Source organism: Brevundimonas sp. A19_0 (assembly GCF_017744255.1).
Lineage (GTDB): Bacteria > Pseudomonadota > Alphaproteobacteria > Caulobacterales > Caulobacteraceae > Brevundimonas.
In genome coordinates, this window is record NZ_JAGHQP010000004.1 from 188,656 (window position 1) to 203,016 (window position 14,361).

Here is a 14,361-nt window from a genome sequence, read left to right on the forward strand (position 1 = left end):
TTGGGGGCTCACGGGCCGGAAGTCAAATCAATCCTTTCGCGCTTGCGAATAGATTTCGCTTATGCGAAGGGCCGGTGTAGGAGGGGGCGTTTCAAGGAGACCGCCCGTGCTGCCCACCCTGCGTCAGCTGCAATATCTGAAGCTTCTCGCCGAGCACGGCTCGTTCAGTCGCGCGGCCGAGGCCGCCCATGTCAGTCAGCCGGCCCTCAGTTCAGGCGTGCAGGAACTGGAGCGGATTCTGGGCGCCGCCGTGGTCGAGCGGACCCGGGGCCGGGTGCAGCTGACTGCCGTCGGGGCCGAGGCCGTGCGCCGGGCCGAGGATGTCCTTGCCCGCACCGAGGATCTGGTCGAGGCCGCCCGCAATGCCGGCAGGCCCCTGTCGGGCCGGTTCCGCCTCGGCGTCATCCCGACCGTCGCGCCCTTCCTGCTGCCCGCCAAATTGCCGGGGCTGAAAGCCCGCTATCCCGCGCTGCGCCTGTTCATCCGCGAAGACCTGACCCCGCGTCTGGTGGCGGGACTGAAAGCCGGACAACTGGACGCCGCCGTCATTGCCCTGCCCTACAATGCTCCGGGCATAGACCACGCGCGCATCGGCGATGACGAAATCCTGGCAGCCGCTCCGGTCGGCCACCGGCTGGCCGGGTCCGGCCCCATCCCGCCCGGGTCGCTGGGCGCCGATGACCTGATCCTGCTGGAGGACGGCCACTGTCTGCGGGACCAGGCGCTGGCGGCCTTCGACATCGAGGCGCCTCGCGGCGAGGATGTGTTTGCCGCGACCTCGCTCCACACCCTGGTCCAGATGGTGTCCTCGGGACTGGGCGTCAGCTTCCTGCCGGAAATGGCGGTCCGCGCCGGACTGGCCGACGATCCGGGCGTGGTGATCCGGCCGATCAGCGCCGAGGCGCCCCGGCGCGAGATTGTGGTGGCCTGGCGGACGGGCTCCAGTCGCGCGGCCGAGGCGCGGCTTCTGGCCGAGGCGCTGACCCTCGACTGATTGGCCCTCGACTGACCGGCCTCGGCCACCGGCTTTATTGCCGAAAATACACTAGGCATCGGCGAATAGCCGGGTCATGAGGCAATTCAGGTCTTCCATAACCCCGGTCCCTGAAATGATCCGCCCCGCCCTTGTCTCCGTCGCGGCCTTCGCCGTCTTGGCCACCGCCGCCTGCGCTCCCGTCATCGAGGGGGGCCCGCCGCTCGACCTGCCGCCCGGTCTGGCCGAGACGGCCTCGATCGGGACCATCTACATGTCCAGCGACTGGCTGCAGGTCGAGGACGATTTCTCGGACACTTTTGTGGACGAGGTCGGCGAAGAGATGCGCATGTGCGCCTACGGCACCTGGCCGCTCGACCTCCGGCTTCACGTCGAGGACGTGCACCGCGCGGGACGACTGGAGGTCGCCCTGAATGGCGAAGGCCGGCACCAGGTCCGCGCCGTGGCCGAATTGGTCGATCCCCGTCGGGATAATCTTGTCGTGGGACGCTACCCGCTGGTCGTCGAGGTGGATGCCGGCGGTCGTATGGCGGGCATCTTGGGCGACCGTCAGATGATCCTGGCCGAGGCCTTCGGCCGCGCACTCTGCGACGCCGCCTTCTCGCGCAATCCGCGCCGCCCGGGTCCGCACAACGCCACGCGCGGCTGATGCACAGGATCATCGCGTCATCGCTTGCGGCCGTCTCGCTGGCGGGATGTTCAGCGGGATTCTGGGACCTGGATCCTGAGGTGAGGCTCGACCTTGCCCCGGCCGTTGCCTCCAGCGCGAGGATCGAGGCGGTCGAGGTGCGCAGCAGCTTCTACAACCCGCCGGATGACTTCTCGGCGGCGTTTGTTCCGGCCTTCCGGAGCCGGACTGACACCTGCGCCCGGGGCCAGACCGCGCTGCGCGCCGTCGTCTTCATTCACGCGCTGGACCGGGGCGGCACCCTGCTGGACGAGGAGGGGCGCGGACGGCTGTCCGGCAGTGTGGACCTCGTGGATTCACGGGGACGGGTCATCGGGCGGTATCCCCTGTCGGCGGCCCTGCCGGGGACCGGGGGCGACCTGGCCGACCGCCGGGCGGCGTTGGCCAGTGCGCTGGGCACCCAGCTCTGTCGCGAGGCCTTTGGTCAGTCGGCGAGTGACGCGACGCGAGAGGCCGCAGGTGCGCCATAGGCATTCGCGCCGGATTGTCCGGGCAGGATCAGCAAGATGACGAGCCCGGCCAGCGAGGCCAGATAGACCAGGTTGTTCAGGACGATCAGGATCAACAGGCGCTCGTCGAAGTCGGGCGAGTCAAAGGCGGCCATCAGTCTCTGCATTCCGACCAGTCCGGTCACCAGAAAGACGACCGGAACCAGTCCGATGAAGCCGGACAGGCCGCGGTCATGCAGCCTTCGCGTGACCGCCGCAGCCAGCAGGCCGATCAGCAGCGCGGCGCCGGTCCCGAGGGCCAGGAAGAAGTTCGAGAAGTCAGGCGCGAACCCGGCGCCGGGCTCGATCCGGACGGAGTAGTGGGTCGGCGACTGCGTGACGTGCACCGAGTCCGGGTTTTGCTGTGCGGCAAGAAGGGCCTGTTCAAACAGCGGCCCCATGGCCATCGCCACGCCGAAGCTCATCACGGCAAAACCGATAACGAAAACGACGGCCGCATAGGGCCAGAATTGGCCGGGGCTGTCCCGACCGCCGAACCGGAACAGGTTCATGAACCCGCGACTGATGGCGCGCATGGATTGCCCTCCCTGGAAGGGGACACCCTGGCCGGGATTCTGCCACGAAAAAAGGGGCGCGATCGCTCGCGCCCCTCCTGATCGATCAGACGGGACCTAGCCCTCGTTGCGGGCCAGGTTCCGCAGGACGTAGGGCATGACGCCCCCGGCGCGGAAATAGTCCAGCTCGGTGGCGTTATCGATCCGGCAGCGGACCGGGAAGCGCGCCATCTTGCCGTCGGCCGCGCGGAACAGCTCGACCCACAGGTCCTGACGGGGCTTCAGCTTGCCGATGTTGGCGTCGGACAGGCCGCGGATGGTGACGATTTCGTCGCCGGTCAGGCCCAGCTTGGTCCAGCCGTCCTGCTTGAACTGCAGCGGCACGACGCCCATGCCGATCAGGTTGGACCGGTGAATGCGCTCATAGCTCTCGGCGATGACCGCACGAACGCCCAGCAGGCGCGTGCCCTTGGCCGCCCAGTCGCGCGACGAGCCCGTGCCGTATTCCTTGCCGGCGAACACCACCAGCGGGCGGCCTTCGGCCTGGTAGCGCATGGCCGCGTCATAGATCGACATGGTGTCGCCCGACGGGAAGTGCTTGGTCACACCCCCTTCAATGTCCGGGGTGATCTTGTTGCGGATGCGGATGTTAGCGAAGGTGCCGCGCATCATAACCTCGTGGTTGCCGCGACGGGCCCCGTACGAGTTGAAGTCCAGCGCATCGACGCCGTGATCGGTCAGATAGGCGCCGGCGGGCGAGCTCTTCTTGATCGAGCCGGCCGGGCTGATGTGGTCGGTGGTGATCGAGTCGCCGAAGATGCCGAGGATGCGCGCCTCGACGATATCGGTGATCGCCGCCGGCTCCATGGTCATGCCGTCGAAGTAGGGCGGGTTCTGCACATAGGTCGAGCTGTCGTCCCAGGCATAGGTCTGGCCGCCCTCGACCGAGATCGCCTGCCAGTGCTTGTCGCCCTTGAAGACGTCGGCATAGCGCTTGGCGAACATGGCCGGGGTGACGGCCTTCTTCTGGATGTCGGCGATTTCCTTGGTGGTCGGCCAGACGTCCTTCAGGAAGACGTCCTTGCCCTTCTTGTCCTTGCCGATCGGCTCCTGGGTGATGTCGATCCGCATCGAGCCGGCCAGGGCATAGGCCACGACCAGCGGCGGGCTGGCGAGATAGTTGGCCTGGACGTCGGGGTTCACCCGGCCTTCGAAATTCCGGTTGCCCGAGAGCACAGAGGTTGCCACCAGGCCATTGTCATTGATGGCCTTCGCCACGGCGGGATCCAGCGGACCCGAGTTGCCGATACAGGTGGTGCAGCCATAGCCGACCAGGTTGAAGCCCATGGCGTCCAGGTCTTCCTGCAGGCCGGCGGCAGTCAGATAGTCGGTGACCACCTGCGAGCCGGGCGCCAGCGAGGTCTTGACCCACGGCTTGACTGACAGGCCCAGCTTGCGGGCCTTGCGCGCCACCAGACCGGCGGCGATCAGCACCGACGGGTTGGAGGTGTTGGTGCAGCTGGTGATGGCGGCGATCACCACGTCGCCGTCGCCCAGGTCGAACGTCTCGCCCTCGACCGCCACGCGCGGGGCGTCCCCCTCGCGGTTGAAGACGTCCTTGAGCGCAGTGGCAAAGGCCGGGGCGGCATTGGTCAGCTCGACGCGGTCCTGCGGGCGCTTGGGACCGGCCAGTGAGGGGACCACCTCGCCCATGTCCAGTTCCAGAACGTCGGTGAAGACTGGGTCCTCGGACGACTCATCGATCCACAGGCCCTGGGCTTCGGCATAGGCCTTGACGAGGGCGACCCGCGCCTTGTCGCGGCCGGTGGCCGCCAGATAGTCGAGGGTGGCCTGCGACACCGGGAAGAAGCCGCAGGTGGCCCCGTATTCCGGCGCCATATTGGCGATGGTGGCCTGGTCCTCGATGGTCAGGACGTTCACGCCCGGGCCGAAGAATTCCACGAACTTGCCGACCACGCCCTTCTTGCGCAGCATCTGGGTGACGGTCAGCACCAGATCGGTGGCGGTGGCGCCTTCCGGCAGCCGACCGGTCAGCTTGAAGCCGATCACCTCGGGGATCAGCATCGGGATCGGCTGGCCCAGCATGGCCGCCTCGGCCTCGATGCCGCCCACGCCCCAGCCCAGGACGGACAGGCCGTTGATCATGGTGGTGTGGGAGTCGGTGCCGACCACGGTGTCGGGATAGGCGACGGTCTTCTTGCCTTCCTCGGCGGTCCAGACGGTCTGGGCCAGATGCTCCAGGTTCACCTGGTGGCAGATGCCGGTGCCCGGGGGCACGACGCGGAAATTGTTGAAGGCCGACGAGCCCCAGCGCAGGAATTTGTAGCGCTCGATATTGCGCTCATACTCACGGGCGACATTGGCCTCGAAGGCTTCCGGCGTGCCGTAGTGGTCCACCATGACCGAGTGGTCGATGACCAGATCGACCGGGTTGAGCGGATTGATCTTCTTGGGGTCGGCTTCCAGCCTGGCCATGGCGTCGCGCATGGCGGCCAGGTCGACCACGGCCGGAACGCCGGTGAAGTCCTGCATCAGCACGCGCGCGGGGCGGAAGGCGATCTCGTGCTCGACCGTGCCCTTGTTCTCGACCCAGGCGGCGACCGCCTTCAGGTCCTCGGCCGTGACCGAGACACCGTCCTCGTTGCGGAGCAGGTTCTCGAGCAGCACCTTCATGGAGCGCGGCAGGCGGGAAATCCCGGTCAGACCGGCTTCCTCTGCGGCGGCAAGGCTGTAATAGGCATACTTCTTACGCCCGACGGAGAGATCCCGGCGGGTGGAGTGAGTGTCGACTGACGGCATGGAGAGCTTCCTCTGGCAAAGGCCGCCCGGACATCCGGTTGCGCGATCGCGCGACAGACGCAAGGGCACACAGGTCCCCGGCGCGCGCGGCGAAAGCCTGCTGCGGCCATGGCGGATATAGTCCGCGCCCGGGCCGTCGTCCATGTATCCCTGTCAGCGTCATGGACATTGAGAGCCGCTCGCAACACGGCGTCCGGCCAATGATCACCCTTTCCCTCAAGGACCTCGCGGTCCGGCGCGGCGACCGCACCCTGTTCGAGGGGTTGGGTCTGGATGTGGGCCCGGGCGAGGCCGTGGCCCTGACCGGGGCCAATGGCGCGGGGAAAAGCAGTCTTTTGCGGGTCGTGGCCGGCCTCCTTGCCCCCGTGGCCGGAGCGGTGCGGTTCGAAGAGGGGGGGCAGGCGCTTGAACCGGCCGAGGCTCGCGCCCGGCATCTGCACCTGCTGGGCCATCAGGACGGGTTCCGCTCGGGCCGGACGGCCGCGGACGAGCTCGCGTTCCAGGTCGGCTGGTGCGGCGGCACGGCCGAAGCCATGGAGGCGGCGGTTCGCCGACTCGCGCTCGGAGCCCTGATGCCGCTCGAGGTGCGGCGCCTGTCGGCCGGACAGAGGCGGCGCCTCGCCCTCGCACGCCTGCTGGCCGTGCCCCGTCCGGTCTGGCTGCTGGACGAGCCACTGTCGCCACTGGATTCTCACTGGCGCGCCGAGGTCGGCCAGATCCTTCAGGCCCATCTTGAGAGCGGCGGCATGGTACTGGCCGCGGTGCACGATCCCCTGCCGATCCCCGCGCGGACCTGCCCGGTCGGAGAGGCGGCATGAACGGCGCCGGGCTCCTTCTTCGGCGCGAGATGGCCCTGGCCTGGAACGGGGGTGGGGGGCCGCTGCTGGCCTGCGGCTTTCTGCTCAGCCTCGCCGTCATCGTGCCGCTGGGCGCCGGGCCGCAGCTGGATCAACTGGCGAACCTCGCGCCCGGACTGGTCTGGCTGGCGCTGTCGCTCGCCAGTCTGCTGACGCTCGAGCGCCTGTTCGAGCGCGATTTCGAGGACGGGACGCTTGATCTTCTGGCGATGGGGCCGCTGGCGGACGAAGCCGTGGTGGGGGTCAAGGTCCTCGCCCACTGGCTGACCATTGGCCTGCCGCTCGCGCTCATGACGCTGCCGGTCGGCATCAGCCTCGGCCTCGCCCCTGACCAGCTGCCGCTGCTGGCCGCGACGGCCGCCCTGGGAGCGCTCGCCTTTTCCTTTACCGGTGGATTGGGAGCGGCGCTCGCCATCGGGGCGCGCAAGGGCGGCCTGCTGATCGCCGTCATCGTCCTGCCCCTGTTCCTGCCCCCGGTGATCTTCGGGGCGGGGGCGCTGGTCGCCCAGGCGGATGGCCGTTCGCCCGGCCCTGCGCTGGCCCTGCTGGCGGCCTGCGTTCTGGTGGCCGGGGTGGTGGGAGTGCTGGCCGGGGCCGCGGGCCTGAGGGGCAGCCGGACATGATCCGGACCGCGCGGACCGGCGCGACATGCAGGCCGCTTGCCGCCTCCCGGTCAGGGGGGTAAGCCGCGCCCATGTTCGGTCTGGCCAATCCCGACACCTTTGCCCGCGTCACCCGCCCGCTGATCGCCCCGCTGTGGGTCATCGCGGCCGGACTGCTGATCACGGGCGCCGTCTGGGCCTTCCGTGTGCCCGAGGATGCCCTGCAGGGCGACACCGTCCGCATCCTGTTCATCCATGTGCCGGCGGCCAGTCTGGGTCTGGCGGTCTATGGCTCGCTGGGCCTCAGCTGCCTGTTCTATCTAATCTTCCGGCACTCGCTGGCCGATGCGGCGGCGCGGGCCGCTGTACTGCCGGGCGCGGCCTATACCGGTCTGGCCCTGATCACCGGCGCCCTGTGGGGCCAGCCCATGTGGGGCACATGGTGGGTCTGGGATGCGCGCCTGACCTCCATGCTGGTGCTGTTCCTGCTCTACATCGCCTATGCGGTCCTGCGCGGGGCCTTCGACGACGAGGGGCGCGCCGCCCGGGCCGCCTCGGTTCTGGGTCTGGTCGGCCTGATCAATTTGCCGATCGTGAAATTCTCGGTCGACTGGTGGAACACCCTGCATCAGCCGGCGTCGCTTTTGCGGGCCGGGGGCACCAGTCTGGACCCCGCCTATCTGTGGCCGCTGCTGGTCATGATGGCCGCCTATTTCGGCCTGTTCCTGGCGATCTGGTTGACCGCCCTGCATACCGAGATCATGCGTCGCCGCGTGCTGGCGCTGCGCGCCCGCCAGGCCCGGGAGGACCGCCATGTTTGATCTGGATATGGGCCGCTATGCCGCCTTCGTCTGGCCGGCGTGGGGCATCACCGCTGTGGTGCTGGGCGCGGTCGTGGCCCGCTGTGTGGCCGAGGCCCGGCGCTGGCGCTGCGAGCTCGACCGGGTCCAGGGGCCTGACCAATGAAGCGCTGGCTGGCTGTCCTTCCGCTGGTGGTCCTGCTGGGACTGGCGGTGCTGTTCGGCGTCTGGGCGCTCAACCGGGACCCGGCCTACAAGCCCGATGCCCTGGTGGGCCAGCCGGTGCCGGAAACCGTCCTGCCCATGCTGACGGGCGCGGTCGCGGGGCCCGGTCAGGTCGACCTCAAGACCGCCGGCGTCGGGCGGCCCATGCTGATCAATCTGTTCGCCTCCTGGTGCGGGCCCTGCCGTATCGAGCACCCCGCCCTGATGGCGCTCAAGGATCAGGGGATCGCCATTGTCGGGATCGCCTACAAGGATGAGCCCGCCGCCACGCGCGCCTTCCTCGACGAACTGGGCGACCCCTTTGCCATGGTACTGGTGGATGCCGAGGGCCGAGCCGGGCTGGAGCTGGGCATCGCCGGCGTACCCGAGACCTATGCGGTCGACCCCTATGGCCGGATTGTCGCCAAGCACACGGGTCCCTTGACCGACCCTGCCGACATTCGCCGCCTGACCGAGGCGCTGGCCACCCCGGCTACGCGCCCGCGTTAACGACTTATATACCGCGTCTGTTAAGGTATCGGGGATGAGCGAGATTCGCCCCTTCCTGCCTGCCCCTCTGAACGGCCCGACCCAGACGGCGCCGACCCCGGCCTCGCGTCAGGCCCAGGCGGCCTTTTTCCGGGCGGCGCTGGCCGGCGCCGACGCGGCCACGGCCCCCCCGAAGGCCCTCACTGTCACGCAGACGCCGGTGAACACGCAGGGCACACAAGGCGAGGCGCAGGCGGTGGATCGCCCCCTGCGCCCCGGCAGTTATCTGGATATCCGGGTCTAGCCCCGGTCTAGCGTTGCACCCAGCGACCGTCGGCCGTGCGGTACCACTGGCCCGAGGTGATGCGCGGCAGCAGCTGGTTCTCGAACATCACTGCGCCGGCCACAGCCGTGGTGGTGCCCGCTTCGGCGGCGCTGCGGGCATAGGCCTGGCGGCGGCCCTGGTTGATGACCTCGACCGCCTCGGTCAGGGCGGCATTCGACGACGGGACACGGAAGCCCAGATAGCCGTCGGACTGCTCGCCGACGATGCCCTCGGCCTTGGCGCGATCCACCATGGCCTTCTGTTCGGCCGACTGGGCGAAGACGCTGGTCGCTGCGACGCCGAGGGCCAGGACGGCGGCGGCGATCACGAAGAGTTTGCGGAAAGACATGGTCATACCCTTCAGGGTTTCGATCATCAGAACAGGTTGGGGTTTTCGACCAGGAGCTGCTGCAGCTCCCGATCCAGACGCACCCGCACATCGGCATCCAGCTTGGCGTAGATCTCGATCGGCGCGACTTCCAGCCGGACCGTCGGCGTGCAGGCGCCCAGCGACAGGACCGTCGCGGCCATGACGAAGGCGGGCGCAAGGCGGAGGGGCGAAGGTGGCCTCATATCCGGAAGTCTCCTCAATTCGATGCGGCCATACAGCGCCCGCGGGGGTGAACAGGGTCTGAACGCACAAGTCGGCGCATGGTGCAGGTCATTCGGAAGGCGGCGGGTCGGCTTCGCCGCGCCGCGCGCGGTTCAGCGCCAGAATGTCCGAAATGATCTGGTCCAGATTGAAGGTGGTGTCGAGCGTCAGGTTAATGCCGGTGTCGGACGGCAGCTCCAGCGCCTGACCCAGGAGGTCCCGGCGGATCAGGTCCATCCAGCCCAGCCGCAGCTCCTGCCGTTCGGGCGGATCGTGCCGCCCCCTGATCCGGAACAACACGCCGATCCGGCCCTCGTCCAGACTGTCGACGCGGGCGGTCAGGGTGTCGAACGCCAGATACTCCATCGCCTGATAGGCCAGGTCCTCGACCGTGTTGGGGGGGACGTCCTCGCCACCGCCGCCGGCCTCCAGCCCGGACAGGGCCTCGCGCTGGATCGACAGGCGCCCGGGCTGAACGGCGTCAAGCGTGCCGCCCGATATGCGAATCTGGCCGTCCGGGCTGCGCACGAAGGGCACACGACCTGAGACGACTGCATCCAGCTGGACCTTGTCGCCAAAGCCCGCGCCCGCCACCAGATCACCCAGCTGCAGGCGCTCGACGCGGATCGTGCCGCCCCAGGCCACGGCCGGGTCCAGCGGAATATCGAACGGTTCGACCGTGACCCGGCCTTCGCCCACCGACAGGGTGGCGCCCGAAACGGTCAGGGCCGCCTTGTCGAGGGTGAAGGTGGCGCCGAGATCGGACACGCCGCCGGCCACTTCCAGTGATTGCGCCGTCAGCGACTGGTCCGGTGCCGTCGTCAGCGGCGCAAGGCTGGTGAATTCGATCGTGCCTTCGACGCCCTCGACCCGCCCGGCGGGGCTGGAGAAGCCCAGATTGCCGAGCGTGAGGCGCCCGGTGCTGGTGCCGTCCTTTTCCGTCCAGGCGACGCGCCCGTCGAACCGCGCGGTCCCGGTGACCGGTTCACCCAGCACATCGGCGCCCATGGGGGTCAGGTCCGAGGGCTGAAGACCCCCTTCAGCGAACACCAGATCGCCGGTCGCAATGTCCACGCCGCCGATCCCGGTGGTCCCGTCGTGGGCGAGGTCGAGCGTTGCGACGACGGTGGACGCGCGCGACAGGGTGAAGTCTCCGGTCCAGGACTCGCCCCGCATATGGGCCGCGCCCCGTGCAGTAACCGGGTTGAAGCGGATCGGCCGGGTGGCATCGACGACCTGGGCCTCGCCCACGTTCAGATCCAGCGACAGGCCGGACGGTCGCCCGGTGGCCATCAGCCCCCCGGACAGGTCCTCGACCTCCAGCGCGAGGAAGGGCGCGCTGCCAGAACCGTCGGCCAGCCGTCCATCGACTCGCCAGCTGCCGTCTGCGATCCGCACCAGAGGGACGCGCCCGGTCGGGCACAGGCCAGTCTTGAGGTCGATGACGTCGTTCTCGCCCAGTTCGAGCCGTTCCGCCGTGACGTCGAGACACTCGGTCGTGGAGATGCTGACCACGCCATTGTCGTTCCGCAGGCGACCGCCGCCCCGCACGCTCAGGCCGCGACCCAGTCCGAAATCCAGCGCGGCGCGTCCGTTGAAGTCGGCCGAGAAGCCGCCGGGTTCCAGCGTCCAGCGGGGGATGGCCAGGTCCGCCTCGGGCAGGCCCCCGCCGCGCGTGGCGGTGATGCGAAACTGGCCGCCCGGCGCCTGTCCGTCCCTCAGCACAAGGACGGGCGCGCCGGCCGGTGCGATCGTCAGGGCGCCACCGGTGCGGGGGCGCAGGACCGCCGCCCGGGTCAGGTCCAGCCGCCCGCCGCCACTGCCCGAGCGATAGGTAAAGCCCGGCGCCACAAGACTGAAATCGCCCAGCGCCGCCTTCATCGCGGCCAGCTCGGGCACGTCGTCGGCTGCGGGCTGCCCCAGCAGGGGCCAGCGCCCGCCACGGGCCTCCAGACGTCCGGCTAGCGTCAAACCGGCGTCGGACACGAGGTCCAGATCGACCCGGCCCGAGGTGTTGGTCAGCACAAGGTCGCCTGACGACAGGCGGTTGGCCGAAACCGACCACGGGCCGGTGACCTCGAACCGTCCCTCCTGACCCCCGGCCTCCAGCCGCGCTGTCTCGAGGGTGATCCCCTGTCCGGTAAAGGCTTCGGCGGCGGCCCGGTCCATGCGGACCCTTGCCGGGCCGGACAGGCTCCAGCGCGGCGACGTCGCTGACAGGTCAAGGCGGAAGGCGGCCGCGTCGAGTGTGGTCGAGACGGCGCGCGCGTCCACACCGGCGACCTCTACGCGCTGGCCGTTCAGCTGGCCGTCGACCCGTCCGTCGAAGACCGGGCGGGTCAGAACGCCGGCGAACTGCCCCCGGCCGGCGAGGCGGGCCGAGAGCGTCTGACCGGAGGTCGTACCGGTACGACCCTCGTCGGCCGCGAGCTCGAGATCGATCTGACCGGGGCCGTCCAGCCTCAGCGGCGTTCCGGTGGGGTAGGGCAAGATGGCGTTGAGCGTCAGGACCGCGTCACGCACGACCCGGTCGGGCGCGGTCATGGCGTCCGCGCGCGCGGCCAGTTTCAGGGTGCTGCGGTCGCCCTCGGTGGTCAGGTCGAGCGTGGCGCTCAAGCCCTGAACGGACTGGTCGTCCAGCGCCAGCGAAGCTTTGGGCATTTGAGCCTCAAGGCGCACGAGCCGGCCATCCTCGATGCGCGCATCCGCCAGTATGCCGACCGGGCCCCAGTCGGTGGTCAGGCGTACCTGACCCTGTTCGACCAGGATGAGGGGCGAGGCTGCCTCGGGCTGGGTCGGTCGACCGGTGAACCGCTGGATCAGTGGATCAAGGCTGCCAAAGCTGAAGCGACCCTCCCGCCAGGTGCCGCGCAACGTTGGCCGGACCAGGCGAATGCGGCTGGGGCGCGCGCCCAGACCCGAGGCGGACCAGGGCGCGGTCAGGCTGTAGTCGACCTCGACCCGCTCGGCCAGAAAGTCAGGATTGTCCGGGTCGCCGATGCGGATGCGGCCGATAAATCCATCCAGTTCGAAGCGCTCGACCTCGACGTCAGCGGCGATTCCCTGCCGGTCCAGCCAGCCGACCAGAACCTCGCGCGCCACATGGCGGCGGTTCAGATAGAGGGCCGCCAGAAGAACAAGCAGGCCCAGCAGGATGCCGAGCGCCACCCGTCCGGCGGTGCTGGCGGCGCGGCGCCGTGCAGGCGGCGAAGGCTCGGTCGAAGGTGGCGAAGGAGCGCTCAACCGGCCTGTTCCCCTGCGGGACAGCCAGCCGGGCGGATGTCGCGATTCCGGTCATCCGGACCGGGGACGAGGCCTTGATGTTGCATCCGGAACACTGAGTAGTGGCCTCAAGAACACTAGTGAAAACCGCGAGACCTTCTGTCGCACATGGGGGTGAAGCAATAGAAAAGACGGGGCGGCACGCGACCGTAACTCGGAACGGCCCGGTTTGTTCTCGGCCTTTCGCGTGGAGATACGGGAAAACAGCCTTGGCCGTTAAGGCTTCGTAACCCTTGCGCTTCACATTCGGAGGCTGACGGGCTATAGGCGGACCTCCGGTTACGGAGGGGCGTCTTCGGCCCGGAACTTGCTGGTATCACGTGTGGCGCCGCGCTGGCGTCGTCGATTTGTCGGGAAACGATGGCTCAATTTGATCCGCGCCGCCAACCGATGCGCCTTGCGCCTCATGTCTTTACCGCCTGCGCGGCCCTGGTGGTCGCCATGCTGGCCGGTCGGGTCTACCACCCCGTAAGGGCCGAGGTTCCCGTCGCGGTCGTCGCCGAGAACATCACCGAGCTGGAAGCCGAGGCGATCGCCGCCGCCGGCACCCCGGTGGGCATGAGCACCCCGGAAGCCATTCCCGTCCAGATCCGCAAGGGCGAGACCTTCGAGCAGGCCGTGCGCCGCACCGGAATCCCGGAAGAAGAGGCCCGCGCCGTCACCCAGACCATTGCCAACGCCTATGACGTCACCGAGTTGCGTGCGGGCCTGCGGTTCGAAACCGCCATTGCCCAGCCGCGCGGCGGACGGGGCGGGGCGCGCCTGATCGGCCTGACCATGCGCACGGGGCCGGCCAGCCAGCTGACCGTCTCGCGCACCTTTGACGGCGCCCTGCGTCTGCGGGCCATCGAGGAAAAGGTCACCCACGAGACCGTCGTGGTGCGCAGCCAGGTCAAGGGCTCCATCTATGCCACCGCGCGTCAGGCCGGGGCCAATGCCCAGGTGATCCGCAAGGCCACCCAGCTATTCTCGCACAAGTTCGACCTGGATCGCGACATCCGCGCCTCGGACGAGTTCGTGATGGTCTTCAGTCAGACGGTGACCGAGAGTGGTCGCGTGGTCGAGGCCGGTGAGCTGCTCTATGCCGAGCTGAAGGGCCAGGTCTTCTATCGCTTCAAGCCGGCCAACTCGGCCGAAGCCCAGTATTTCGACGCCTCGGGCAAGAACATGCGCTCGGCCATGATGCGCACCCCGCTGGATCGCGCCCGCGTCAGCTCCTCCTACGGCTATCGTCGCCACCCGATCTCGGGCTACCGCCGCATGCACCAGGGCATCGACTTTGCTGCCGGTACGGGCACGCCAGTGCTGGCCCCCGCCGACGGCGTTGTGGTCGAGGCGCGCCGCTGGGGTGGTTACGGCAACTGGCTGCGCATCCGCCACGCCAATGGCCTTGAGACCGGCTATGGCCACCTGTCCCGCTATGGCTCGGGCATCCGCGCCGGGACCCGCGTTCGTCAGGGCCAGGTCGTGGCCTATGTCGGCTCGACCGGCGCCTCGACCGGCCCGCACCTGCACTATGAAATCTGGCGCAACGGCCAGCGGATCAATCCGGCCGGGGTCAAGACCCAGGAGGGCACCATCCTCGGTGGCGCCGATCTGGCGGCCTTCCGGGCCGAAAAGACCCGTATCGACCGCGTCATCCTGTCGGGTGGCGAACAGCGCCCCGCCACCGCCGACGGCCTGCGTCGCGTCGGCGCCTGATCCG

General features: G+C 68.8%; 15 protein-coding genes. 10 read left to right on the top strand and 5 right to left on the bottom strand.

Annotated features, from left to right (window positions below):
* Positions 1-106: 106 nt before the first annotated feature.
* The 3 genes from J7346_RS06495 to J7346_RS06505 all read left to right on the top strand — a co-directional run bounded on the left by J7346_RS06495 (position 107) and on the right by J7346_RS06505 (position 2,152).
* Entirely contained in the window at positions 107-994 is an 888-nt protein-coding gene (locus J7346_RS06495; RefSeq protein ID WP_209118934.1) for a hydrogen peroxide-inducible genes activator, read from the top strand.
* 115 nt (positions 995-1,109) lie between these two features.
* Complete coding sequence (locus J7346_RS06500; protein ID WP_209118936.1) at positions 1,110-1,643, top strand: hypothetical protein; 534 nt, start codon at positions 1,110-1,112, stop codon at positions 1,641-1,643.
* 80 nt (positions 1,644-1,723) lie between these two features.
* Entirely contained in the window at positions 1,724-2,152 is a 429-nt protein-coding gene (locus J7346_RS06505) for a hypothetical protein (protein WP_209118938.1), read from the top strand.
* On the opposite strand, the gene J7346_RS06510 is transcribed toward J7346_RS06505, so the two are convergent.
* Positions 2,107-2,706: a DUF805 domain-containing protein gene (locus tag J7346_RS06510; RefSeq protein WP_209118940.1), complete on the bottom strand. Its 600-nt coding sequence runs from the start codon at positions 2,704-2,706 to the stop codon at positions 2,107-2,109. The genes J7346_RS06505 and J7346_RS06510 overlap by 46 nt on opposite strands.
* Before the next feature lie 96 nt (positions 2,707-2,802).
* Positions 2,803-5,505, bottom strand: a complete 2,703-nt coding sequence (gene acnA, locus J7346_RS06515) for an aconitate hydratase AcnA (protein WP_209118942.1) — start codon at positions 5,503-5,505, stop codon at positions 2,803-2,805.
* Between the two features lie 200 nt (positions 5,506-5,705).
* Here acnA and ccmA point away from each other — a divergent pair, with 200 nt between their 5' ends.
* The 6 genes from ccmA to J7346_RS06545 all read left to right on the top strand — a co-directional run bounded on the left by ccmA (position 5,706) and on the right by J7346_RS06545 (position 8,761).
* The gene (gene ccmA / locus J7346_RS06520; RefSeq protein WP_209118944.1) at positions 5,706-6,323 is read left to right on the top strand and encodes a heme ABC exporter ATP-binding protein CcmA; all 618 of its coding nucleotides are present in this window, start codon (positions 5,706-5,708) and stop codon (positions 6,321-6,323) included.
* A complete protein-coding gene (gene ccmB, locus J7346_RS06525) occupies positions 6,320-6,985 on the top strand; it encodes a heme exporter protein CcmB (protein ID WP_209118946.1) in 666 nt (221 codons plus the stop codon). Before ccmA ends, ccmB begins: the two co-directional genes overlap by 4 nt.
* A gap of 71 nt (positions 6,986-7,056) precedes the next feature.
* The gene (gene ccmC / locus J7346_RS06530) at positions 7,057-7,785 is read left to right on the top strand and encodes a heme ABC transporter permease CcmC (protein ID WP_209118948.1); all 729 of its coding nucleotides are present in this window, start codon (positions 7,057-7,059) and stop codon (positions 7,783-7,785) included.
* Positions 7,778-7,930, top strand: coding sequence for a heme exporter protein CcmD (ccmD, locus tag J7346_RS06535; protein ID WP_209118950.1), 153 nt, complete (start codon positions 7,778-7,780; stop codon positions 7,928-7,930). The genes ccmC and ccmD overlap by 8 nt, the downstream gene beginning before the upstream one ends.
* Positions 7,927-8,478, top strand: coding sequence for a DsbE family thiol:disulfide interchange protein (locus tag J7346_RS06540; RefSeq protein WP_209118952.1), 552 nt, complete (start codon positions 7,927-7,929; stop codon positions 8,476-8,478). Before ccmD ends, J7346_RS06540 begins: the two co-directional genes overlap by 4 nt.
* Before the next feature lie 34 nt (positions 8,479-8,512).
* Complete coding sequence (locus J7346_RS06545) at positions 8,513-8,761, top strand: hypothetical protein (RefSeq protein ID WP_209118954.1); 249 nt, start codon at positions 8,513-8,515, stop codon at positions 8,759-8,761.
* Between the two features lie 7 nt (positions 8,762-8,768).
* On the opposite strand, the gene J7346_RS06550 is transcribed toward J7346_RS06545, so the two are convergent.
* The 3 genes from J7346_RS06550 to J7346_RS15205 all read right to left on the bottom strand — a co-directional run bounded on the left by J7346_RS06550 (position 8,769) and on the right by J7346_RS15205 (position 12,542).
* Entirely contained in the window at positions 8,769-9,131 is a 363-nt protein-coding gene (locus J7346_RS06550) for a YdbL family protein (protein WP_209118956.1), read from the bottom strand.
* A gap of 26 nt (positions 9,132-9,157) precedes the next feature.
* The gene (locus J7346_RS06555; RefSeq protein ID WP_209119024.1) at positions 9,158-9,313 is read right to left on the bottom strand and encodes a YnbE family lipoprotein; all 156 of its coding nucleotides are present in this window, start codon (positions 9,311-9,313) and stop codon (positions 9,158-9,160) included.
* A gap of 130 nt (positions 9,314-9,443) precedes the next feature.
* Positions 9,444-12,542, bottom strand: a complete 3,099-nt coding sequence (locus tag J7346_RS15205) for a YdbH domain-containing protein (protein WP_209118958.1) — start codon at positions 12,540-12,542, stop codon at positions 9,444-9,446.
* A gap of 474 nt (positions 12,543-13,016) precedes the next feature.
* Here J7346_RS15205 and J7346_RS06565 point away from each other — a divergent pair, with 474 nt between their 5' ends.
* Positions 13,017-14,357, top strand: a complete 1,341-nt coding sequence (locus tag J7346_RS06565) for a M23 family metallopeptidase (protein ID WP_209118960.1) — start codon at positions 13,017-13,019, stop codon at positions 14,355-14,357.
* Positions 14,358-14,361: the final 4 nt, after the last annotated feature.

Coding starts and splice junctions, on each gene's coding strand:
- J7346_RS06500 (WP_209118936.1), top strand. CDS start 1,110: ATGATCCGCCCCGCCCTTGTCTCCGTCGCGGCCTTCGCCGTCTTGGCC.
- J7346_RS06510 (WP_209118940.1), bottom strand. CDS start 2,706: ATGCGCGCCATCAGTCGCGGGTTCATGAACCTGTTCCGGTTCGGCGGT.
- acnA (WP_209118942.1), bottom strand. CDS start 5,505: ATGCCGTCAGTCGACACTCACTCCACCCGCCGGGATCTCTCCGTCGGG.
- ccmA (WP_209118944.1), top strand. CDS start 5,706: ATGATCACCCTTTCCCTCAAGGACCTCGCGGTCCGGCGCGGCGACCGC.
- ccmB (WP_209118946.1), top strand. CDS start 6,320: ATGAACGGCGCCGGGCTCCTTCTTCGGCGCGAGATGGCCCTGGCCTGG.
- ccmC (WP_209118948.1), top strand. CDS start 7,057: ATGTTCGGTCTGGCCAATCCCGACACCTTTGCCCGCGTCACCCGCCCG.
- ccmD (WP_209118950.1), top strand. CDS start 7,778: ATGTTTGATCTGGATATGGGCCGCTATGCCGCCTTCGTCTGGCCGGCG.
- J7346_RS06540 (WP_209118952.1), top strand. CDS start 7,927: ATGAAGCGCTGGCTGGCTGTCCTTCCGCTGGTGGTCCTGCTGGGACTG.
- J7346_RS06545 (WP_209118954.1), top strand. CDS start 8,513: ATGAGCGAGATTCGCCCCTTCCTGCCTGCCCCTCTGAACGGCCCGACC.
- J7346_RS06550 (WP_209118956.1), bottom strand. CDS start 9,131: ATGTCTTTCCGCAAACTCTTCGTGATCGCCGCCGCCGTCCTGGCCCTC.
- J7346_RS06555 (WP_209119024.1), bottom strand. CDS start 9,313: ATGGCCGCGACGGTCCTGTCGCTGGGCGCCTGCACGCCGACGGTCCGG.
- J7346_RS06565 (WP_209118960.1), top strand. CDS start 13,017: ATGGCTCAATTTGATCCGCGCCGCCAACCGATGCGCCTTGCGCCTCAT.